The following is a 23,808-nucleotide window of genomic DNA, read 5'->3' as shown; positions in this document are numbered from 1 at the left end:
CCCGGTGATAAACCACCGGCGCAATGAAACTTTGTAGCCTTGTCCAAGGCTTGCGAGGTTGTGCTTAACAACACAACCAGAACGGTATGGCAGACAATCGCCGATCCCATCTGATTGCATTGACCCAGCGGTTTCCGATTGCTTACCCTACGTAAAGCACCCCTGTGGCGCTGATATTTTTATGACGAATTTATGGTGGCCAAATGTTAGGCTCCACTGCCATTTCCCGACCCCAAAGGTCGGAAGCTTCCGCCATTTCAGGTGACAATGGCGCCAACAAAGATGTGCTGTCGCTCAATCTGCCGAAAGGCGGTGGCGCGATTTCTGGTATTGGTGAAAAGATTACCTCGAACCCGGTGACCGGGTCTGCGTCTTTGACGATTCCGGTTCCTGTCAGCCCCGGGCGCGGTGGTTTCACACCAGAGTTGCAACTGAGCTATGAGGCTGGCACCAGCAGCGGCATTTTCGGCTTTGGATGGTCACTTTCGCTGCCCGAGATCACGCGCAAAACGGAAAAAGGCCTGCCCCAATACGACGATGCCGCCGGATCTGATGTCTTCCTGATTTCGGGGTCTGAAGATCTGGTGCCGCTGCTCGATTCTCAGGGGGCACAATGGGAAGATCGCGCGCGGTTTCCAGGTGTGACCATCCACAGGTTCCACCCACGGATCGAAAGCACTTTTGCCCGCATTGAGCGGTGGACAGACGAGGCGACGGGTATCGCGCATTGGCGTGTCACGTCGCGCGAAAACGTCACTTCGATCTATGGCGCGTCAGGCCTATCAAGGGTGGCAGACCCGAACGACCCCGCCCGTGTATTTCGCTGGTTGTTGTCCGAGACCTTCGACGACAAAGGCAACGCCATCCGATACGAGCATGTCGCCGAAGACGCAGTTGGCATCGATCAGGCGCAGGCGCACGAAGCCAATCGGTCCCGCACAGCCGAGCGGTACCTGAAACGCATCCGCTATGGTAATCGGGTCTCTCGTTTGGTTGATCCGGATGTGAATGCAGCTGGATGGCTGTTCACGGTCGTATTCGATTATGGCGAAGACCACCTGATGCCAATCGCACCTGATCCCAACGTGGCGGCGGACGCGCAGAATGAGTTTGTCCATGCATCCGCTGATCCCGGCCGAAATTGGCAAGTGCGCCCGGACCCCACATCAAGCTACCGCGCGGGCTTTGAGGTTCGGCGCTATCGCCGCTGCCATCGAATTCTGACATTTCACGATATCCCCGACCTGCCGACGGGCGAACCGGGCTATCGCGGTCTCGTGAAGGCAACTGAGTTTTCCTATGACGATTTCACCCCTCCCGGTGCTGACACTGATGACGAGCGTCAGCACCTCGGCAGTACGCGCTATGGCTCATTCCTCATGGCGGTCGCGCAGTCGGGCTTCGCTCCGGACGATACTGTTGCACCGCGCGATGTGAACGGAGCCACGTTCCTTGCCTATCGGCGTCAGGCGATTCCGCCCGTGGAATTCACATATAGCCGGGCCGAGGTGAACGATATTGTGCACAGCCTTGACCGCGGGCAGACCGAAGGCGCTCCGGCCGGACTTACCGATCCGGCAAACTGGGTTGATTTGGACGGTGACGGTGTTGGTGGAATTCTGACCTCGACCCCGGGTGCCTGGCATTACACTCGCAACCTTGGGCCAATGAACGGCACGGCGCGCTTTGCGGCCCCCGTGCTGGTTGCCGAGCGGCCTGCATTTGCTGAGTCAGGCCAATGGATGGACCTTGCTGGTGATGGTCGCCCGGATCTGGTGGTAATGGACCGGACAACCCCGGGGTTCCATGAGCGCGACGCGCAATCAGGTTGGTCCGACTTCCGCGCGTTTGAATATTGGCCACATGTAGATGCGTCCAATGACAGCATGAAGATGGTTGACCTGACTGGCGATGGCCTTGCAGACATTCTTCTGACCGAGGACACCGCTTTTGTCTGGCACCCCTCTGAAGGCGAGGCCGGGTTTGGCCCCGCGCGCAGGCAAGCGCAGCCATGGAACGACACTGACGGACCCCGACTTGTGTTTTCCGATCCTGAGGCTGCAATTTTTCTGGCGGATATGTCCGGCGACGGATTGTCTGATCTGGTTCGTATCCGCTGTGGTGAAGTCGCCTATTGGCCCAATTGCGGATATGGGCGTTTCGGCACCAAAGTGGCTATGGACGACGCGCCGCAATTTGATCGCCTCGAGATGTTCGACCGCAGCCGCCTGCGCCTGACGGATATCGACGGCTCGGGCACCACCGACATTGTCTATCTGGGTGCAGAAGGTATCGACCTCTATTTCAACATGTCTGGCAACCGGCTTGCACCGCGTCGACGCCTAGGGAATGTGCCGCCGCTTGATACCGAAACTTCGGTTGATCTGCTCGATCTATTTGGAACGGGCACCGCCTGTCTTGTGTGGTCCTCTACTTTGTCCCGCGACGCAGGTCAGCCTCTGCGTTACGTCGATCTGATGGGCGGACAAAAACCGCACCTCATGACCCGATATGTCAACAATTTCGGTGGCGAGACCGAATTGCGCTATGCCTCGTCGTCGCGGTTTTATCTGCAGGACCTTTATGAGGGTCGTCCTTGGGCCACCCGGCTGCCCTTCCCCGTGCAGGTCGTTGATCGCATCGTCACACATGATCGTGTGGCGCAGACACGGTTCGTATCTCGCTTTGCCTTTCACCATGGTCATTTCGACGGGGTCGAGCGCGAGTTTCGCGGGTTCGGCATGGTCGAACAATGGGACACCGAGGAATTTGCGACGCTCTCGTCAGATGCGCTGGGGCCACTGGCATCAAACGAAGACCCGGCATCTCATGTTCCGCCCGTACTGACCAGAACATGGTTTCATACCGGCGTGTATCTCGACCAAGGTAGTCTGCCCGATGTCTTGGCTGGTCTGCTTGATGGGCAGGATCGTGGGGAATACTGGCGCGCACCCGCTTGGCGTGACGACGATGTTGAAGCGCGACGGCGGCTTTTGCCAGACACGGTGTTGCCACCCGGATTGACAACCGGAGAAACCCGCGAGGCTGCGCGCGCGCTTCGCGGCACGGTGCTTCGGCGTGAAACCTATGCGCTCGATGGCAGGGCGAAGCCCGGCTATCCCAACGGTCACCCCTATCAGGTGGTCGAGCAAACGCAGACTGTGCATCTTCTGCAATCCCGTGGACCCAACCGTCATGCCGTGTTTCTGACCCATGCCCGGGAAAGTCTAACCGCGCATTATGAGCGGATCCCCGATGACCCACGCCTTCAGCATCAGGTCATACTGGAGGTTGACCCGTTTGGGACTGAACTGCGCCGCGTCGATGTCATGTATGGCCGGCAAACACCTGATCCGACGCTGACGCCTGAAGATCAGGCGCGTCAGGCGCAGTTACATGCGGTATTACACACGCGGCGCGTCACGGACCTGATCGCGACAGATCAAACCTACCGCGCCCCGGTGTCATGTGAAGAACAAAGCTTTGAGCTTACCGGCTTAAGCCCAGCGCCGGGTACGCGTTTGTCCTTTGATGAGATCGAGACAGAGGCGAACGCTGCAGCCGATCTTGCTTATGAAGCGACCCCAACCGCGGGTCAGGTGCAGCGTCGTCTGATCGAACACCGCCGTCAGTACTTCAGGGATGATACGCTGACCGGCCCACTGCCGCTTGGCCAGATGGGCAGTTTGGGGCTTCTCCATCAAAGCTTCCAACTGGCCTTCACGCCGGGTCTTGTCACGCAGGTTTATGGAGGCCGCGTTGGTGCGGCCGAGATGGCGCAGGCGGGATACACCGAGATTGACGGCGACGGCCAGTGGTGGCGCCCATCGGACCGTCAGCTTTTGTCGCCCTCAAGCGGTGATACGCCCGCGCAAGAGCTGGCATTTGCACGACAGCATTTCTTTCGACCACATCGCCTGCGGGACCCGTTCCATCAGCCTGCAACACATACGGAAACAACAGCCCGCTATGACGCTTTCGACCTGCTGATCGAGGAAACGCAGGACGCATTGGGCAATCGCATGTCGGCAGGGGTACGCTCGACCGGTCCAGCAGGCGCAATCACCGAACGCCGACAGGATTATCGCGTTTTGCAAGCCTTGGTATTGACCGATGAGAACGGTAATCGCAGCGAGGTGGTCTTTGACGCCTATGGCCGCGTGACCGGCATGGCCCGAATGGGCAAGGTCGATGGGCCCGACGAAGGTGACAGGCTGGATGGCTTTGATCCGACACTGGTGCCTGCAGCACGCACCCAAGTGCTGACTAATCCGCGTGGACCTGAAGCTCTGGCAGCACTTGGGCGCGCGACAATGCGTTATGTTTATGATCCCTGGGCCTATTATCACTCTCGTGGGGATCCTGTCCCATCACCCGTCATCGGTCTTTCCCTGCATCGAGAGGTTCACGACAGTGATCTTTTGCCGGGTCAAACCACACCGTTCCTGGCCGAACTTACCTTTACAGATGGGATGGGGCAGGAAATTCAACGCAAGATTCAGGCCGAAGACGGTCCGGTCCCAACGCGTGATGGCTCGGGGAACATCCTGTTGGGTCCTGATGGTCGACCGGTTATGTCCGCATCGCCGTCGCCACGCTGGGTCGGTACCAGCTGGCAAGTGCGCAACAACAAAGGCAATATTGTTCGACAGTTCGAACCGTTCTTCACAGATCGCCCGACCTATGAGTCCGACATCCGCATCGGTGTAAGCCCAATTTTCTTCTACGACGCATTGGGCAGAGAGATCGGGATTTTGAATCCCGATCATACATGGAGCAAACACCGGTTTTCTGTTTGGGACCAGACGACATGGGACCCGGGCGATACTGTACTGATTTCGGATCCCGCCCAAGACCCCGATCTTGGCGACCATTTCCGTAGGTTGCCGCAGGCTGCCTATTTACCCACTTGGCACGCGCTGCGCACTGATCCGGCGCAAGCGCAGGCGTTGGCTACCCGTTTCCCCGATCCCGAAGACCGGCAGCGCGCCACTGAGGCTGCATCGAAATCGGCGCTTTATGATGACACACCGATGCGGGCATTGGCGGATACCCGTGGTGCGCTGATCGCGCGCCTCACCACGAACCGCACGCTCTACAGCAACACGGCCCCGGGCACCCTACCGACCGAGACACTCCACCGCGTTGCGACCGAAATCGATATCGAAGGCAATACGCGCCGAACCTGGGATGAGCTTGGGCGCGAGGTTCAGCGTACCGCTTTCGACATGCTCAGCACCGCCATTCGGACCGACAGTATGGAGGGCGGTACCCGTTGGCGGCTAACGGATGTAAGTGGCGAAACGGCGTTTACGTGGGATGCGCGCGACCACCGGCTGCGCCACGAATTCGATGTATTGCGCCGACCCATCGCCACTCATCTAAGCATCAATGCGGGTCCTGAGCTGCGGATCGATGAAACGATCTACGGAGAATCGCTGCCGACGCCCGAAGCCCTGAACCATCGCAAACGCATTGCGATCAGCCGCGACCAATCCGGCACGATGGAAATTTTGGCCCATGATTTCAAAGGCAACCCAATCCGCAGCCAGCGGCAACTGGCGCAGGAGTTTCGCACCACGCTCGATTGGGCCACACCCGTGGCGACTGAGCCCGAGATTTTCGCAGGGCAAACCCGCTTTGACGCGCTGGACCGTCCGGTCCAACTGGTGCCGCTGCAATCGCAATCGCCGGGCGCGCGCATCCAGGTTGTGCAGTACCGCTATAACCCGTCCTCGCGGCTTGATCGGGTGGACACCTGGCACGCACGACCCGCGGCACCTGACACTTTGTTGGATCCCGCCACTGCGGATCATGCCGTGGTCTCAAGCATTGCATATAACCCTTGGGGCGACCGCGAACGCATCATCTATGGCAACGCGGTTGAAACAGAAATCCTGCATGATCCGTTGACCCGTCTCACCGAACGCATCATCACCCGGCGCGATGCAACGGGTTTTGGCTTGGACTGTCCGACACCGCCAGTTGCAGGCTGGCCAGGATGCCACTTGCAGGCGCAGCACATGATATACGATGTGTCTGGCCACGTGACCCACATCCGCGACAGCGCGCAACAGCAGATCTTTTTCCGCAATCGCCGTGTTGATGCCTCTAACGACTATACGTTTGATGCCCTGCATCGTTTGATCGAGGCGACGGGCCGCGAACATCTGGGCCAGCAAGGCGGCGCACCCAGCGCCCACAGCTATAACGACGCCGCGCGAACCCGGCTGCCACACCGCGGTGATGGTTTCGCCCTTGGCCGGTATCTTGAGCGTTTTCACTATGACATTGCGGGCAACTTGATTGAGATGCGCCACCGGGGCTCTGATCCGGTGGCGCCCGGTTGGACGCGGACCTACACCTATGGCGAGGACAGCGATCTGGCCGCGGGGGTATCCTCGAACCGCTTAAGTCAAACATCGGTCGGTGCCTTGAATGATATCATCAGTCAGGGCGGTGACGGCTATGATGCGATGGGCAACATGCTGCGCCTTTCTCATCTCGATCAGATCTCATGGGACCACGACAACCAACTGCGCATGTGCCGCCGTCAGGCAGTTGGACCTGATGATGCGGACGGCCTGGCGCACCAAGGGGACCGCACATTCTTTGTTTACGCATCTGACGGGACTCGCATCCGAAAAGTGACAGAAACCGCTGCAGGAGCCATTCGGCGCGAAACGATCTCGCTGGGTGGGTTCGACATTATCCGCGAACCGGGTGCAAACCCGCGGACCCGAGAGACCCTGCATGTGGGGGACGAAGCTGGCCGTATCGCATTGGTTGAGACGACGATCGCCGGTGGTGCGGTCAGCCGCGTCATTCGTTATCAGCACAGTAACCATGTGGGCAGTGTGGGGATCGAACTGGACGAGAACGGCAATGTTCTGTCTTACGAGGAATACAGCCCCTTCGGCAGCACCACCTATCAAGGCGTTGCCACCGCTGGCCTAGGTCCGAAACGTTTTCGATATACCGCGATGGAGCGGGATGCCGAAACCGGGCTTAACCATCATGGTGCCCGCTATGCCGCCCCTTGGCTCGGCCGATGGATCAGCGCCGATCCCATCGGAATTGAAGGTGGGCTGAACCTTTATGCCTATGCCTATAACAACCCGGTAACGCTCGACGATCCCGAGGGCACTGCGCCGCCCACTGTGCCCAACGGAGGCCTTGAAGTTGCATCGTTGCAGAAGGGTCTTGAGACGCTTGATGCGCTGGCGACTCAGGTCAGGAACACCGAAGGCAGCGTGCAGGAGTTTGCCCTTATCAAAGAGAACAACACGTTCAAGATATTGAAGGGCACGGCCACCAAGCCCGAGGTCTCGATTCCAAAGGGAACGACGGCTATCGCACACACGCACCCGCCCACTGCCATGGTTTCCTTTGCAGACGTCAACACCACCCATGCCCAGGGTGTGAAGGTCGCCGGAGTCCGGTCTCACCTGGTGGCGCATGGCAACGGCAATTGGACGCTGATCGAGATCCCGAAACAGGGGAACGGAATGTTGACCTCATTCGACACCAATACCGGCATGATCAAGGGCACCGTGCAAGTCTACCGCCCGGGCGCTGCGCCCGATACTGCGTCGATGGTGCAAAAAGTCGACACCATGAACATGGTGAATAAGCAAGGCAAAATCACCTCAATTTCCAAGCTCGCCAAAGCAATGCGGGGCAGCAAGGCAGTGTCGCAGACCCTGTCCGGGGGCCGCGCCATCCTAGGGGTCATGGGCCGTGGGCTCATGGTGATCGGTATGGCGGCCAGCGGCATTCAGGTTGGCACAGGGATCACGCAAATCGCCGAAGGCGAGACCGGCGTGGGCACTGCAAATGTGGTCGAGGGCACAGCCTCGGGCACTCTCAACGTGGTCTCGGTGTCGGGCAAGCTCGTCACGGGTGGTGGTGCCGGATCGGTCCTTGCCGCCGGGCTCGCAGCTTTCGGCTCAATTGCACTGGCCGGAACCGAAGCTCGCTCCGCAATCAAAGGCGAAAAAACCGCCGCGCGCGAAGCGGCCGATTTTTGGGTGGACGAAATCGATGCAGGCCATCGTCAGGGCGGCGTTGGCGGCTTCTTCCGACGGTCCGCTGGATACCTTGGCCTGGGCGCGGCAGGCACGATGTCGATCCTGCAAGGCCAGGGTATCAAAGGCCATTTGAAATGGTGAACGCAGTTGTCAGAAAGGGTACCTCCTCATGACCAAAGTTACGCATCCGCTAAAGCCCAGAATGCGCCGCGCTACGGTGGGCGATCTGCAATCCGCTTTGCTGGCACTGCTGCGTGAAGGCTTGCTGCTGGCCAATGATATCAACGCGCGCCGAGCGCTGGCCGATATCGTGTCGCGCGAAAAGGATGGCCGCACACCGACCTACGGAAAAGGCACCACTGAAGCCGTTCGCCTGGTTCAGAAAGAGGCCGATCTGTCCCCGACCGGCAGTGTCGATAAAAGAACGGCAGCTGTGATTAACGATCTGGTCGCTCGACTGGACACGCCGACGGATTTTGGCACCTACCGTGTCAGCGGTCGCGTTATAAGTGCGCAAAGTGCGGCTGTTGATGGCCTTGCTGTTGTTGTTGTCGACAAAGGTGTCGGCGGCGACGTTGAACTGGGGAAGGCTACAACCGGTAAACGCGGTGCCTTCGAGATTGTGTTTACCGGAGATCAGATCACCAAGCGCGGCAAGGATGCACCAGACCTTCAGGTGCAGGTGCGTTTGAATGACGATGTGGTTGCCGCTTCGGCGGTGGAATATGACGCCGGACCGGATTCCGAGCTTTCCGTGGTTCTGCCTGCTGAAAGTGCCGCAAAACTGTCTTCAGAACACGCCACACTGACCAAGGCGCTCTCTGGTCAGTTCAACGGTGCCTTGTCGAAACTTGAAGAAAGCGACACCCGTCAGGACATCACATATCTGGCCAATAAAACAGGTTGGGACGCGCGCGCCGTGGCACTGGCGTCGCTATCCCAGCAGTTGTCTGACAAGACCGCTGGACGGCGTGGTCAACGCATCGACTCTGGCCTGTTCTATGCGCTTTTACGTGCAGGTGTTCCCGCCGATGACACCGCGGTTTTCCGCACGCCCCCTGCTAAAGTGGCGCAAATCTGGAAATCCGCGCTGGATGAAGGATTGATCGACGCCAAACTGGCGGATCAGACAGATGCCTCCCTTGCCCGATTTACCGAAGTTTCCGCGCGCGTGCGGCTGGATACGCCCCCTCCCGGGGCTTTGGCCGGAATGCAGCCTTTGCTTGCACTTTCGCTGACGCGGGATGACGAGCGCGAAACTTTTGCCGCGCTCCATGCGGCGCATGGTGATGATCTCGATACATTCTGGACCGAGGTAGAGGGTAAGTTGGGTCAGGACAAAGCCGCCCGTTTGCAGACCGATGGCAAGCTTGCCTATCTGACGCTCAACAACTCCAAGCTGGTCGAACGCTTGCACCGTGACACCGATGGCGATGCGGACGGTACGTTGGGAGGCCTAGTGAAGGCGGGTTTTCATAAAGCCGATGCCTGGGCCGCGATCATGGATGACACCGACCCCGTGCCAGAGGCAGTTCAGGGCCGGGATGCCGCCGAAAGACGCGCCAACTATGCAGAATTCATGGCCGCTCAGGTGCGGCTGTCTTTCCCGACTGCGGTTGTTGCGGAAATGGTCCGGGCGCAGGAGACGCCATTGGTCGATACAGGGCTGTCGAATAACGTGCATGATTTCCTCGCAAAACATGCCGATACCTTCCAGATAGGCCAGCAGCCCGTTGCGCGCTTTATTGCAAAAAATGCGCTGGACGAACCGCCAGAAGTGGTGCGCGAAATCTCACGCATTCAGCGGGTCTATCAGATCTCGCCCGACGACAGCAGTATGAATGCCATGTTGGCTGCAGGGTTGGATTCGGCCTATACGGTCGTGGCGCTGCCACAAGATGAGTTCCTGCGCGCCCACAAGGCCGTTCTGAACGAGGCCGTCGCGATGCAGATCTACCGCAAGGCAGAACAGGTCCATGGAGCGGTTCTGAATCTGGCCACCGCCTATATGACTCATCGGATGATGCCAGCGATCGGCCCCAGCGTGGGCGCTGCTGACGGGTTTTTGAACCCTACCCCGGGCGGGTCGGACAATTTTGGCGATGTGCTCGCATACTCCACATTAGAAGAGCTTTTCGGTTCGATGGATTATTGCGGATGCGAGCATTGCCGGTCAGTCCTCAGCCCCGCAGCCTATCTTGTCGATCTTCTGCTGTTTCTTGATCGCCCCGCGACCGAGATTCCGAACGGCTTCACCAATCCACTTGATGTGTTGCTTGATCGGCGGCCTGATATTCAACACCTGCCTCTGACTTGCGAAAACACTCTGACGCCTGTGCCATACATCGACTTGGTGAACGAGGTGCTTGAGCATTTCGTTGTCAACGGCATGTCTTTGGGTGGATATCAGGGTCATTCGACCGATGGTCAAACACCGCCTGACGAGTTGTTGGCCAGCCCTCAATTTGTACGCGATGCCGCCTATGCCACGCTGGCCACCGCCCAGTTCCCCATCCCATTGCCGTTTGACCGTTCGTTGGAGGCACTGAAGGCCCTGTTCAATCGTTTCGACGCGCCTTTACATCGGGTTATGGCCGACTTGCGTTCGTCAGACGCGCTGGACGATGCACCGTACGGATGGCGCGACATCTGGCTGCAGCGCTTGAACATCTCGCGCGGTCTCAACGCCGTCCTGACCGAAAGCGTGTCAGTTGCCGGGTCAGCGCGACCCGATCTGACAGTGCGTTCGCTTTATGGTTTTGATGCGGGTGCCAGCGCAGCCGAAGTGCGTGATGGCTTGGAAAGCGTGCGCGACCTGTGCCGCCGCACCGAGATCACGCCGGTTGATCTCGTGAACATCCTAAAGACCGAGTTCGTGAACCCCGGAGCCGCGCTGATCCCGAAGCTTGAGCATCTTGGCCTGGGCTTCGACGATATCCGGGCCTTCCGGGACGGCGCGATCAACTTCGCAGAACTACAAAGCCGGATGGCGGCAGGGGTCGAGCCTGAACGCTTTGGGGGTGATATCGAGGCATGGTTGCTTGATGACACTACTTTCGACCGGATCATGGGTCTGATCGTGCTTACAAATCCGCAAGACCCGTCGGATATGTGCGACCTAAGCGCGCTTGAACTGCGTCACCCAGACCCTGATCCGCTGTCCAACCGCCTTGAATGGAATGACTTTATCCGGATTAACCGGTTCGTCCGCCTGTTGCGTGTTCTGGAGCTTAGCATTGCCGACACGGATGCTATCATCTCGGCGCTTTATCCGACGAACCAGATGCCGGGCGGCGCCGACGCGCAGGTAGACCTGGCTCGCATGGATGCCGGCTTTGCCGAGCTCCTGCCACAGTTGGGCATCGCCATGTCGGCCCTTGATGCGCTGGAGCTAAGGCCCGAGGACGCGCTGCGCCCGATCCTGGCCCTCTTTGGACCAATCAGCACCAATGGAACCGCCGCGCTATTCCGTGAAATGTTCCAGCGGCCTGCTCGCGAAAACCCCGCCTTTGCCGAGGACGGTTTTGGCGGTGTGCTTACAGACCCTGCGACCCTGTTGCTGCCCGAGGTTGAAACCTTGCGCGCGGCCTTTTCATTGACGGGTCCGGAATTTAACCGGATCGTCGCTGTTTTGGGGTTCGATGACACGACACCCCTGACCATCGAGACGGTCAGCGCAATCTACCGTCGCGGCTGGTTGGCGCGCGCGCTTGAGCAAAGCGTGCCGGGATTGGAGCGTTTGCTTCAAGCCACCGGTCTTGACCCCTATGGCCCGCAAGACGCCACTGCACCCGCTCTGCTGACGGTTATCGATCTGGTGCATCGCCTGTCCGAGCTAGGCCTGTCGCTGGAAACAGCGCTGGCGCTGCTGTTGAACCATGACCCAAGTGGCCAGACGACACCGCCCGCAGAAAACATCACGACCCTGGCACGCGATCTGCGTGCAGGGTTTGCGGCTATCACCAATGACTTTGTTCTGGTGGACGATCCCGATGGCGGTATTGCCCGGTCCCACATGGCTCTGGTCTATGGGGCCGAAGCGACCGAGCAGTTCTTCGGATATCTGGAGGCCACATCCTCGGCCGAGGTTACCTATGACCATTCTGCCCCTGCGCTAGAGCCGGCGATCCTGGCCGAGGCGCCCGATCAAATCGCTTATGACGATTTCCGCAAGGTTCTGGTTTTCAACGGGCTCATGTCGACGACGGTCAGAGATGCCCTGCAGGCCGTCGCCGGGACACCTGCTGCCTTCACGCCAGCAATTGACGCTTTGTTCAGCGCCAGCGAGGCACAATCACAGCCATTCTTCACCCGCTTCCCCGAGCTGCTCCCGCTTCACGACGCATACCGCAGCTCAACTGCGTCAAAGGCCGAGGCCTATCGTGCCCTGCTTGAAGGAATCCTGCCGCAGCTGATCTCAAGACGGAAACGCCAGGTGGCGCTGCAGCTTCTGGGTACCGCGATCGAAGTTGAGGCTGATCTGGCAGCCGTCCTGTTCGAAAAGGCCGAGGTTCTGCATGCGGCGACTGATCCGGCCAGCTCCGCGCTTGAGGATGCCCTGATGCTCGAATCCGGGGGTCTGAGTGCTGAAATCAGCGATGGTCCGGCCCACACTGCACCGCCTGCGCGGGTCGAAACCTTATCTGGCGCGATTGATTTCGCCTCCACTGGAACAGTGCTGCCAGACAATCAAACCACACCAGGTTCTTCGATTTCGATCCGGTTACGGGGATATCTGGAAGCGCCTGAAAACGGGTTCTTCAACTTTGCTGTCGAGGCCGATGCGGGCGCGACCGTGACACTCAGCATCGCGGGCGAACCTGTTCTTCTAACCGAGGCGGGCGGCATATGGTCAAACACCAACGCGATCGAGCTTCGCGCAGGCACTTTGGTCGAAATCGCGCTGGGCGTGGCCAATGTGACCGACCGTCTGGCGTTGCGTTGGAGTGCACCGGGCCGAGGAACTGAGGTCATCGGCGCTTCGCATCTCTACCCGGCTGATCCGGTATCGCATCTGGGCGCGGCCTACCTGCGTACGCGCCGCATTGCACGGTTGTCCGAAACGCTGAAACTTGACGTCGCTGAGGTCTTGCACCTGACGACACATGGCGATTTGCAGATTGCGGGTGCGGCCTGGCCAAACAGCCTGCCCATCACCGGTACACCCGATGATCCGACCTCCACCGCGCTGATGGGGGTGCTAACGGCGCACCTGCGCATGGCGCGATTAAAGGCGGCTTATGCCCCTGAAAATGCCCGGCTGGTTTCGATAGCCGAGAATCCAGCGGTCGCCATCGCCGACGCCGAGGCTGAGTTGTTCCAAGTCACGCGCTGGGATCCCTTGGATATCGCCGCCCTGTTGGTACATTTCGGACTCACCCCAGCCGATATTGGCGATCTGGCCGTTCTGGAGCGGCTTCATGACATCGCCGAATGGCTGGCGGCACTTGGGATTCCGGCGACAGCGCTGATCGCCGCCGCAACACCCACCCCAACCGGACCCATTGTGCGGAATTTCCGCGCCGCCCTTCGTGCGCGTTACAGCCCGGACGACTGGCTGAAAATCCTGCAACCGATCAATGACCGCCTGCGCAAGCGCCAGCGTGATGCATTGGTGGCGCATATCCTGCACGATCTGCGCGGGCGTCCGGATGCGGCGCATATCAACACGCCCGAAAAGTTGTTCGAATACTTCCTGATGGATGTGCAGATGGAGCCGTGCATGCTCACTTCGCGGGTTCGTCACGCATTGTCCTCGGTACAGATCTTTACCGAGCGCTGCCTGATGAACCTTGAACCCCGTGTGGCTGCATCCAGCCTTCGGTCCAAGCATTGGGAGTGGATGAAGCGTTACCGCGTGTGGGAGGCAAACCGGAAAATCTTCCTGTACCCTGAAAACTGGATGGAGCCGGAATTGCGCGACGACCAGTCACCCTTCTTCCGCGAGGCGATGAGTGAGTTGCTGCAGGGTGACATCACCGAGGAACGCGCAGCCACCTCGCTGATCGGGTATCTGCAGAAACTGGAAGAGGTCGCCAAGCTGGAAGTATGCGGTCTCTACAAGATCGAAGGCGATCCCGGTGCTGCAGACGACGTGTTGCATGTTATCGGGCGCACCGCCGGGGCCAAACGCAGTTATTACCACCGGACCCGTGCCTACGGCTCGTGGAGCGCGTGGGAGAAAATCCCGCTGGATATCGAGGATAATCCGGTCATGCCGCTGGTCTGGAACAATCGTCTGTTCCTGTTCTGGATCAAGATGATGCCGGAAAACACGGCACAAGGAACACCCAATGCGGGATCAGGCCCGCTGGCCGAGGTTGAGGCGTCATCGTTGATGGATGTTGATGAACCCACCTTTGACGTCAAGGTCATGCTGAACTGGACTGAACGGGTGGATGGCGTTTGGCAACCGCCGCGCAGTTCGGATCCTGATGAGCCCCTGTTGCTGCGCGAAAACGTGCCAGCCCGAGAGATGCGCAATTTCCGCAAAGGCATCCGCCTGTCTTCATTCCCATGGACCAACGGGATGCGGATATCGATCTCGTACAAGGATTGGCTGGGCGTTTCGTTCTTTATGTACAACACGTTTAGCACACCCGATACGCGCTCACCCAAGAAGGCGCCGCATTTCTTGCCGAAACGTATTACGTCGACCGGGTCAAACCGCCTTACAGCGATCTATTCCAATGACGGGATCACGCATCGGTTGCTGTCCAATAAGGCGCCCGATCAGGCCACACAGCCGCATCACCCGACCAATGGAGAAGCCTGGGAGTCGCCGTTCTTCTATGCCGACCCGCGACATGTGTTCTACGTTTCCACGAAGCAGCGGATCGTCGAAGTTGTGACTTGGCTTGATTTTGGCCGCGTGGCCGAGGTTGACCCGACAATCGATACCATGGTGCTGGCATTCGAGCCGTTTGCCGAGCAGCCCGACCGGATTGAACGGGTGACTGCAATCCCCGGCTTTGGCAGCGCCGACCTGAGCACTCTTCGTGCATTCGTGACCGAAGACGCCTTTGTCCATACAGCGCTGGGCACCGGTGGCACGGTCCGCTTTGGCGACCGCGACATCGGCCCGATGGGCAGCACCGTCCGCATGCGTCGCACTTGATCCGGAAAGGACTTTGATCATGGATACCAGCAAGATCAGCACTTACGGCTACCATCACCTGCTTGATCAGGACATTTTCGGCCCCCAGAAGATCAAGCTTATCAGCTATGAAAAACACTGGGACTACACGTTTGAAAACTTCTTCCACCCCTTCGTGTCGGAGTTGATCGAGCGTCTGAACATACAGGGTGTGCCCGGGATGTTGTCCCCGGAGTTTCACAAAAGCTTGCGCAAGTCATTCTTCAATTCCCTCTATTCCCCGCAGGAAACCGACAAGATCGACATCCATTCGTTCCCGAAGGAAATCGACACGCGGATGGGTGGGCCTTATGCCAACTACAATTGGGAACTGATGTTCCATGTGCCGCTGACCATTGCGGTGCACTTGTCCAAGACCCAACGTTTCGCCGAAGCGCAACGCTGGTTCCATCTGATTTTCGATCCGACCGAGAATGACCCCGATGTACCGGTGCCCACACGCTATTGGCGTTTCCTTGCCTTTCGCGAGGGCGAAGCCCAATCCATCGATACGTTGTTGACCCTGCTCAGCAACCCAAACGACGAATGCACCGACGCGGAGCTGGCCGAGAAAGAAGCGATCCTAAATGGGTATGAAGCGGTGCGAAACACCCCGTTTCAGCCCTTTGCAGTCGCGCGCACACGGACGATTTCATTCATGATGCACGTGGTGATGAAGTACCTCGACAATCTGATTGCCTGGGGTGACAACCTGTTCCAGCAATTCACGCGCGAAGCCATCATGGAAGCGCTGCAGATCTATGTGCTCGCCTCGAATTTACTGGGCGACAAGCCGCAGCGTTCACCTGCGGGTGGAACAACCACGCCACGCACCTTTGCGCAACTTCGGGCGCAAGGGCTTGATCCGATGGGCAATGCATTGGTCGAGCTTGAAGGCGCGTTCCCCTTCAATTTCACAACGCCAACAGGTGCGGGCACCAGCGACAGCGCTGCGCCGTTATTCGGTATGGCCCGCACGTTGTATTTCTGCATCCCGCATAATGAAAAGCTGCTGGGTTATTGGGATACGGTTGCCGACCGGCTGTTCAAAATCCGCAACTGTATGGATATCGAAGGGCAGGTTCGTCCGCTTGCCCTGTTCGACCCGCCGATCGATCCCGGAATGCTGGTCAAGGCGGCGGCGGCTGGGCTGGATATCGGATCTGTCGTTTCGGGTTTGAATCAACCGGTCAGCCCCGTCCGCTCGCGCGTGTTGATCGAGAAGGCGGCGGAATTGGCTGGTGAGGTCCGAAATATCGGGTCGGCGTTGCTGACCGCCTTGGAAAAACGCGACGCCGAGGCACTGGCCCTGTTGCGGCAAGGTCACGAAGTCAGCTTGCAGAAACTGCAGGTCGATCTTCGTTACCTTCAATGGAAAAACACCGAGGCAGCGACGCAAGCGCTGATAGGCAGTCGTGGCGCGGCGCTTGAGCGATTGAACTATTACAAGCGCCTGCTGGGTCAGGAAGCTGATCCAAATGCGCCCGAGACCCTGGAGCTGACCCGTCAGACCCTGACAAAGGCCAATTTCGACGAAGCCTACGAAGCACTTGTTGCGCAATATGACGTCCCGGTTCAGCGGCTGGAGTTTCCCGATCTTGAGCGTCCGGGCGATGGCGATGGCGCGCAGACGTCAGGCCAAACCGGGGACGGAGACCTTCACCTGTCGAAAAAAGAGAATGAAGAACTTAACATCCTGCTGCCAATAGCCCGGGACACAACGTTGGCCAAATCGGTGTTCCACTCGATCTCGGCAACGCTTACCCCGATCCCCGACCCGAAACTGGACCTGCATTATTGGGGCCTCGGTGGCACCATCGACTTTAAGGTGGGAACCGTGCTGTCCTCGGTCATGCGGATCGCGGGGGATGTATCCGGGATGATCGCGGATTGGAACCGTGATCAGGCCGGGATGGCGGCTCGCGCTGCCGCCTATGAACGCCGCGCCGACGAATGGATATTGCAGCACAATCTGGCGGCCCATGATGTGATGCAGATCGGGCGTCAGATTCTGACATCGTTGATCGCGGAACAGGCGCAGCATCGCGAATATCTGAACGTCAAAAAGGCAATCCGTCTGACCGAACAGACCCGCGATTTCCTGCAGGATAAGTATACCAACGAAGAACTATACGGCTGGCTGCAGGGCGAGCTGTCAAAGCTGTATTACGAGTATTACCGCTTTGCCTTTGATACCGCACGGCGTGCCGAGCAGACCATGAAAGCCGAACTGATGCGGCCCGAGCTGGATCAGAAAACTCTGGTGCAGTTCAACTATTGGGATGGCGGTCGCAAGGGGCTTCTTTCAGGCGAGGCGCTGCTGCTGGACGTCAAGCGGATGGAGCTTGCGTATCACGAGCACAATCGCAACGAATACGAGCTGACCAAACATGTCAGCCTGCTACAAATCGATCCGCTGGCCCTGGTCAATCTGCGAAGAACAGGTCGGTGTACCTTTAAAATCCCCGAGGCGCAGTTCGATCTGGATGGGCCGGGCCATTATTTCCGCCGGATCAAGAGTGTTGCGCTCAGCCTGCCCTGTGTTTCCGGGCCCTATATCGGGACCCATGCGAAACTTGTGCATCTCAAGAGCAGCATCCGGCAGCGACCGGACATCGGGGATGGCTACGTTCGCACGGGACCCGAAGACAACCGCTTTGCCGATAACCACAGTGCGGAAAGCAATGTTTTCAGTGCGGCACAGATGGAAACCGGTCAGTTCGAGGGCATGCCCGATGATCGCTATTTACCATTCGAAAATGTGGGCGCAGTCAGCGAGTGGCGGCTAGAGCTGCCGGCGGACCCAACGCAGGGCGATCCGCAGCAGTTCGACTATGACACGATCTCGGACGTCGTCTTGCACCTGCGCTACACTGCGCGGGATGGCGGTGGGCCTGTGCGCAATGCAGCCGTTGATCAACTGAAGGCTGACATTGCGGCAGACGGGACTGTGGGAAATGTGCGGCTATTTTCACTGCGGCACGAGTTCCCGACAGAATGGGCACGCTTCCGCCGCGAAACACCCGCTGCGGGTGGGCGTCACGAGCTGCGGCTGACACTCCGACCCGAGCACTATCCCTATTGGTCGGCTGGTCGCCTCACGACGCTCAAACGGTGCGATCTTTTTGCTGAAAGCAGTCTGGATGCTGCTCCGGCAACAATCACGGTGTCTGATCGTTCTGATACCAGCGACGGAGGTGTGGTTCAGGACACATTGACCCGCCGTCCGGAACTGGGCGATCTGGCGGTTGGTCAGTTGGCGACGGTTCCGTTACCCGCAGGCCCAACGGGTGAAATCGTGCTGTTTTTCGACACCGCAGAGTTCGAGGATATGCTGATGACTGTAACCTGGGGTGGTTGACGATCCTCAGCCATATAGGAACGTCACGGATGGCGCGGACCATCCGGGGTGATCATCCAGTTTGACAGGGTCTTGTCCATTTTCCGCATCCGGTGACGCAACATGTCGCGTGTCATGCGCGCCAATGTGGCGGCGTGTTCAGGATGTTCTGCTACGTTCTCCATCTCACCCTGCCCTTCACCGTCAAACAGCATGGGCGGAAGATCAGCCGCAAACTCAACCAATGTAAACCGGTCGTCGCGCAGGATGCTCAGGCAGCTGTCCTCTAACCCCGTTTCCAGATCGCGTTGCCAGCGGGTTGGGTTCAGCGGATCAGCGAAGTCCAGCTCCGAGAATGAATAGCGGCGCCAGTTAGCCGGGGTTGAGGATTCACTCTGAAGGAAGGGCAACAGCGAATGCCCATTCATGGAATCCGGTATTGTCTGCCCGATCCATTCGAGAATCGTCGGAACGATATCAATCGATTCCGTGGGTGCCTCGACCCGTTTGCCACGGGCTCCATCGGGCATGCGCACGATCAAGGGTGTATGATAGGCCGCATCATAAACCGACATCTTACCCCAACTGTGCCGATCCCCCAGCATCTCGCCATGATCTGCGGTGACCACCAGCAATGTGTTGTCGTACTGCCCGGTTTCTTTCAAAAACGAAACCACGCGGCCGATATGATGATCTGCCTCCGTGGCAAGACCCAGATAGATTGAACGCAGCGTCTGCACTACCTCGTCCGTAGGTTCAAGGTCCGGGAAGCCTTCAACAAATCCGGCAACCGTGCTGTTGGCCCGTGCCGGGGCGAAAAACGGATGCAACGCCTCTTCAGCCTCGGCGCTCGGCAGTCGCGATGGCAATGGTAGCGAGGCAGGGTCATACATCCGGTTATATGGTGCTGGGGCAACTAGCGGTGGATGTGGGCGAATGTAGGTCAGATGCGCAAACCATCCCCGGTCATCATCCGCATATGCCGGCATGGTTTCCAGAAACCGATCGGTTAGAAAGGCGGTATCGCTATCCTCGGCCGCGTAGAAGGCCGGGTCATTCAGCGCAGGCTGACCGCCATCGGGTGCGACCGGTTTGAACACATCAATATAGTTTTCGAACTCATATCCACGGTTTTTCAGATGAGAACGCCATGGGAATGACATCTCCAACCGCATTTCCAGCATTTCCTGAAAACCGGCCATGTGGAATTCATATGACCTGAGCGCCGGGTCTTTTGCATCAAACACGCGCGGGTCCTGTGATGTGTCGGTATATCCAAACAGCATCGGCAGATACCCTGCCTTGCGCATCTCGCTGGCGATGGTCGGTGCATCGTGGCGCAGGGGCGTGCCGTTTCGTACCGACCGGTGGTTCATCGCGTATTGCCCGGTCAGCAATGAGGCGCGCGATGGCCCGCAGGGGTTGGTAACGGAAAAGTGCCGCGTGAAAGAAACACTGTCCTCCATCAACACGCGCATGTGAGGCAGGTCAACATGGGCCTCCAATGCCCCAAACAAACAATCCGCCCGCATCTGGTCGGTAATGATAAACAGGACGTTGTGTTTGTCTGTCATATCCCGGTGCTCCTGATCGCTGAACCGAATCCTTGGCCCTGCGCGTGTATTCCTGCCAAAACTACGCGGCGGTATTGCCTGCTTTGCCTCGGAATGGCGATACCCACCGCTCAAAAATCCACAAACGAAACCGCTAATCAACCAAAAACGGAATAATTTGGTTGAATAAGTTGTTTTTTGTGGGTTAATGTTGCTGTGCTGTGTGGGGTTTTGTGACGTTGATGCTTAAAAGATGTTGCGTAATGCAGCATCGCAGAGTGACGATACAACCGGAACACCCATGTGCAATGGCGATCCGTTAGTCATCCAGTTTACCTGTACCATGACGGCGTCTCTGAATACTGCTTAAGGCATTGCAATGAGGGACAAAAACAGATGCTAACCCCACCTAATACCGTTGCAACGCCCGAAGGTACGTCAGATATCGCGATTCACGCCGCCGAAATCGCCGATATCGCTGCGCAGGCTGCGCGCGGGTACTTTCGGGGACGTTTGGGGGTTGAGTTCAAGGCGGACGAAAGCCCGGTCACACAGGCGGACAAGGGTGTCGAGGCCGTGGTGCGACAATATTTGGCTGAGAACTTTCCAGATGACGGTATCTTTGGCGAAGAACAGGGGTTCGAAGGTCAGGATCGGCAGAATGTCTGGATTGTAGATCCCATTGACGGCACCCGGTCATTCCTGTCGGGGCATCCGTTGTTTGGGTTCCTGTTGGGATATCTCACGAATGGTGTTCCCCGATTGGGGGTCATCGGCATGCCTGCCCTGAACGAATTTCTGATCGGCATGAAAGGTCAAGGGGCCACACTGAATGGCAAGCCTGTCTCGGTCAGCGTTACACGCCAATTGAGCGACGCAGTTTTTTTCGTCAACGAAGGCGACAAGATTTACCGGGATCAACCGGCCCTGTTTGATCGGTTGATGAATTCGGGACAGACCCGACGCTTTGCCTATGACTGCTACCCGCATGCACTGCTTGCGATGGGCCATGTTGATGCGGTCATCGATTATGATCTGCAGCCTTATGACTATCTGCCGGTTTCCGCCGTAGTTGAAGCTGCGGGCGGGATCATGAGCGATTGGGAGGGTAAGCCGCTAGGTCTGAACTCCGACGGCCGAGTCATATCGGCGGCCACGCCGCAACTGCATTCCGAGCTGCTTGATCTGGTGAACGGATAACGGAATGGCGATTGTCAGTTTCCTCATAAGTCTGGCTGGTGCAACGATGCTGCTGCTCTACGCTGTGCGCATGGTGCGCACGGGCATCGAGCGTAGCTATGGTGCATCGTTTCAGCGGGTGATGACGGGGCAGCGCAGCTATGCGCAGGCCTCGATGGTAGGGCTTACAATGGCCGTCGTCCTGCAAAGCTCGGCCGCGGTTGCATTGCTGACCGCCGGATTTGCGGCGGGCGGGATGTTGGCCTTTCCGACAGGGCTCGCGATGGTTCTGGGTGGCGATCTCGGCTCGGCGCTGATCATTCAGGTTCTGTCCTTCAAACTGGATTGGTTGGTGCCGCTACTGCTTGCGGTCGGTGGCTATCTGTTCGTCAAGACAGAGGCCAAGAAACCGCGCCAGTTGGGCCGTATTCTGATGGGTGTCGCATTCATTCTGATCTCGCTGCGTTTTCTGCGCGAGGCGATGGACCCAATCCGTGACAGCGCCTTTCTACCCGCCATCGCCGAGTATCTTGCGCGTGATTACATCACAGCGTTCCTGGTCGGTGGAGCGCTGGCCTTTGTCATGCATTCTTCGGTCGCTGCGATCTTGATGTGTGTGACCCTGGTGCAAATCGGGGCGATCCCGTTTGCCGCCGGGCTCTCGCTGGTGTTGGGTGCTAATTTCGGGTCCGCCTTCATCCCGGTTTGGCTGACACGCGGCATGGCCCTGTCTGCAAGGCGCATTCCCTTCGCTAATTTGGCGCTGCGGGGCAGTTGGTCAATTGTCTCGCTGTTTGCTGCCAACATGGCGCTGCGAACCGGAGTATTGGGCGATCTGCAAGGCGGGCAGATGCTGGTGAATGCACATCTGATTTTCAACGCCTCGCTTCTGGTTCTGGCCCTGCCGTTCTGCGGCATGCTGCGCGCGCCATTCGAAAAACTGCTGCCCGATCCGAAAAGTCCTGAAAGCAGCGCGCAGCCCGGGCAACCGATCAGCGCACTTGATCTCGACTCCCTCAGCAGACCCAATCAGGCCCTGTCTAACCTCAAACGCGAGCTTCTGCGGATGAGCGACATGGTTGGCTCGATGTTCCGGCCTGCGCTGGAGCTTTATCGCAGCGGCGACAAGGAGCAGATCCGGGCCATTCGGGACATGGATACTGATGTGAACGATTGCCTTTCTGGTATCCGGCAATATGTGGCGGCTATCCCCGCTGATGCGTTCGGCAAGGAAAATGCCAAGATTGCGCGGGACCTAATGGAATATGCCATTCGCCTGGAAACCGCGGGCGACGTGGTGGCCAAACGCCTGACGGCATTGGCGGATGACATGCGCAAAAAGGGGGCCGCGTTCTCGAAAGAAGGTTGGTCAGAGCTGGTCGAAATGCACGAGGGGATTGTGGCCAACCTGAAACTGGCCTCGAACGTGCTGATCTCGGACGATCTGGAAAGCGCGCGACTGCTGAGCCTGGAAAAAACCGAAATCAAGCGGGCCGAGCGTGACAGTCGCAAACGCCACCTTAAACGCTTGCAACATGGCAGCGCAGAAAGCTTTGAAACCAGCGACATCCACCTAGAAACGCTGCGCGCCTTTCGCGAATTCAACAGTCACATCGCGGCCGTCGCCTATCCGATCCTGTATCGCAACGGGCAGTTGCTTGAAACCCGCCTGATCGAAGAAATGCCGCAGATGGAACAGGATGCGGATACCGAGGTCAAAGGATGACCGGATCGGTCGAAATCCTGAACCAGGCGGGCGTTGGGCGCGTCGTTCTGCTGTGTGAACATGCAAGCAACCGCATTCCGGCAGAGTTTGATGATTTGGGGTTGTCCGCATCCGCGCGCGTCAGCCATGCTGCTTGGGATCCGGGCGCAATGGCGCTGACACGGGCGCTGTCGACAGCGCTCGATGCTCCAGTCGTGGCCTCGACCGTCTCGCGATTGGTCTATGATTGCAACCGTCCGCCCGAGGCGGCAAGCGCAATGCCCGAGAAATCAGAACTGATCGAAGTGCCGGGTAATGTGGGCCTCGATCAATCGCAACGCGATGCACGCACCCAGGCAGTGTATGCCCCGTTCTGTCAGGCTGTTGCACAGGTTCTGGATGCGCGCGGTCCGGATACAGTCGTTGTGACTATTCACTCCTTCACGCCAGTCTATTTTGGTAAGCCGCGCGCGATTGAACTTGGACTTCTTCATGACGAGGACAGCCGTCTGGTCGATGCCATGCTGGATCATATGGATCAGATCCCGCATCGCCGCACGGAACGCAATCAGCCCTATGGCCCCGCTGACGGTGTAACGCATTCGCTCCGTCTCCATGCGCTGAGCCGGGGGCTGGCCAATGTGATGATCGAAGTACGCAATGATCTTTTGGGCAATGAAATACAGGTTGCCAACATGTCACGGGACATACTGGCGCTGCTTGAACCGGCGCTGAACGATATCACGATCAGGGAGGGCGCATCGTGAGCGCGACACTGACATTTGAGCATTTGAAGGCTGAGGTTTCGTCTGGCGAGATTGATACGGTATTGGTTTGTCTGGTTGACCTTCAGGGCCGTTTGATGG

7 protein-coding genes are annotated in these 23,808 nt (G+C 58.3%); 6 read left to right on the top strand and 1 reads right to left on the bottom strand.

Annotation, left to right across the window (positions count from 1 at the left end; all coding sequences use genetic code 11):
- Positions 1-203 precede the first annotated feature (203 nt).
- The 3 genes from ACR0AW_RS19135 to ACR0AW_RS19125 are packed head-to-tail and all read left to right on the top strand — an operon-like array spanning position 204 to position 18,526.
- Positions 204-8,171: a SpvB/TcaC N-terminal domain-containing protein gene (locus tag ACR0AW_RS19135; RefSeq protein ID WP_170734060.1), complete on the top strand. Its 7,968-nt coding sequence runs from the start codon at positions 204-206 to the stop codon at positions 8,169-8,171.
- 28 nt (positions 8,172-8,199) lie between these two features.
- Entirely contained in the window at positions 8,200-15,147 is a 6,948-nt protein-coding gene (locus ACR0AW_RS19130) for a neuraminidase-like domain-containing protein (protein WP_480439484.1), read from the top strand.
- Between the two features lie 19 nt (positions 15,148-15,166).
- Positions 15,167-18,526 (top strand): Tc toxin subunit A-related protein, encoded by a 3,360-nt coding sequence (locus ACR0AW_RS19125; RefSeq protein WP_170734058.1) that lies wholly within the window; start codon positions 15,167-15,169, stop codon positions 18,524-18,526.
- Between the two features lie 23 nt (positions 18,527-18,549).
- On the opposite strand, the gene ACR0AW_RS19120 is transcribed toward ACR0AW_RS19125, so the two are convergent.
- On the bottom strand, positions 18,550-20,079 hold the full coding sequence (locus ACR0AW_RS19120) for a sulfatase-like hydrolase/transferase (RefSeq protein WP_170734057.1): 1,530 nt from the start codon (positions 20,077-20,079) through the stop codon (positions 18,550-18,552).
- A gap of 375 nt (positions 20,080-20,454) precedes the next feature.
- Here ACR0AW_RS19120 and ACR0AW_RS19115 point away from each other — a divergent pair, with 375 nt between their 5' ends.
- The 3 genes from ACR0AW_RS19115 to ACR0AW_RS19105 are packed head-to-tail and all read left to right on the top strand — an operon-like array spanning position 20,455 to position 23,709.
- Complete coding sequence (locus ACR0AW_RS19115; RefSeq protein ID WP_170734056.1) at positions 20,455-21,258, top strand: inositol monophosphatase family protein; 804 nt, start codon at positions 20,455-20,457, stop codon at positions 21,256-21,258.
- Between the two features lie 4 nt (positions 21,259-21,262).
- Positions 21,263-22,963: a Na/Pi cotransporter family protein gene (locus ACR0AW_RS19110; RefSeq protein ID WP_170734055.1), complete on the top strand. Its 1,701-nt coding sequence runs from the start codon at positions 21,263-21,265 to the stop codon at positions 22,961-22,963.
- On the top strand, positions 22,960-23,709 hold the full coding sequence (locus ACR0AW_RS19105) for an N-formylglutamate amidohydrolase (RefSeq protein WP_170734054.1): 750 nt from the start codon (positions 22,960-22,962) through the stop codon (positions 23,707-23,709). The genes ACR0AW_RS19110 and ACR0AW_RS19105 overlap by 4 nt, the downstream gene beginning before the upstream one ends.
- The last annotated feature ends 99 nt before the right edge of the window (positions 23,710-23,808 follow it).

It is taken from the genome of Ruegeria sp. C5, assembly GCF_056537605.1.
This window is presented reverse-complemented; position numbering and strand designations above follow the sequence as displayed.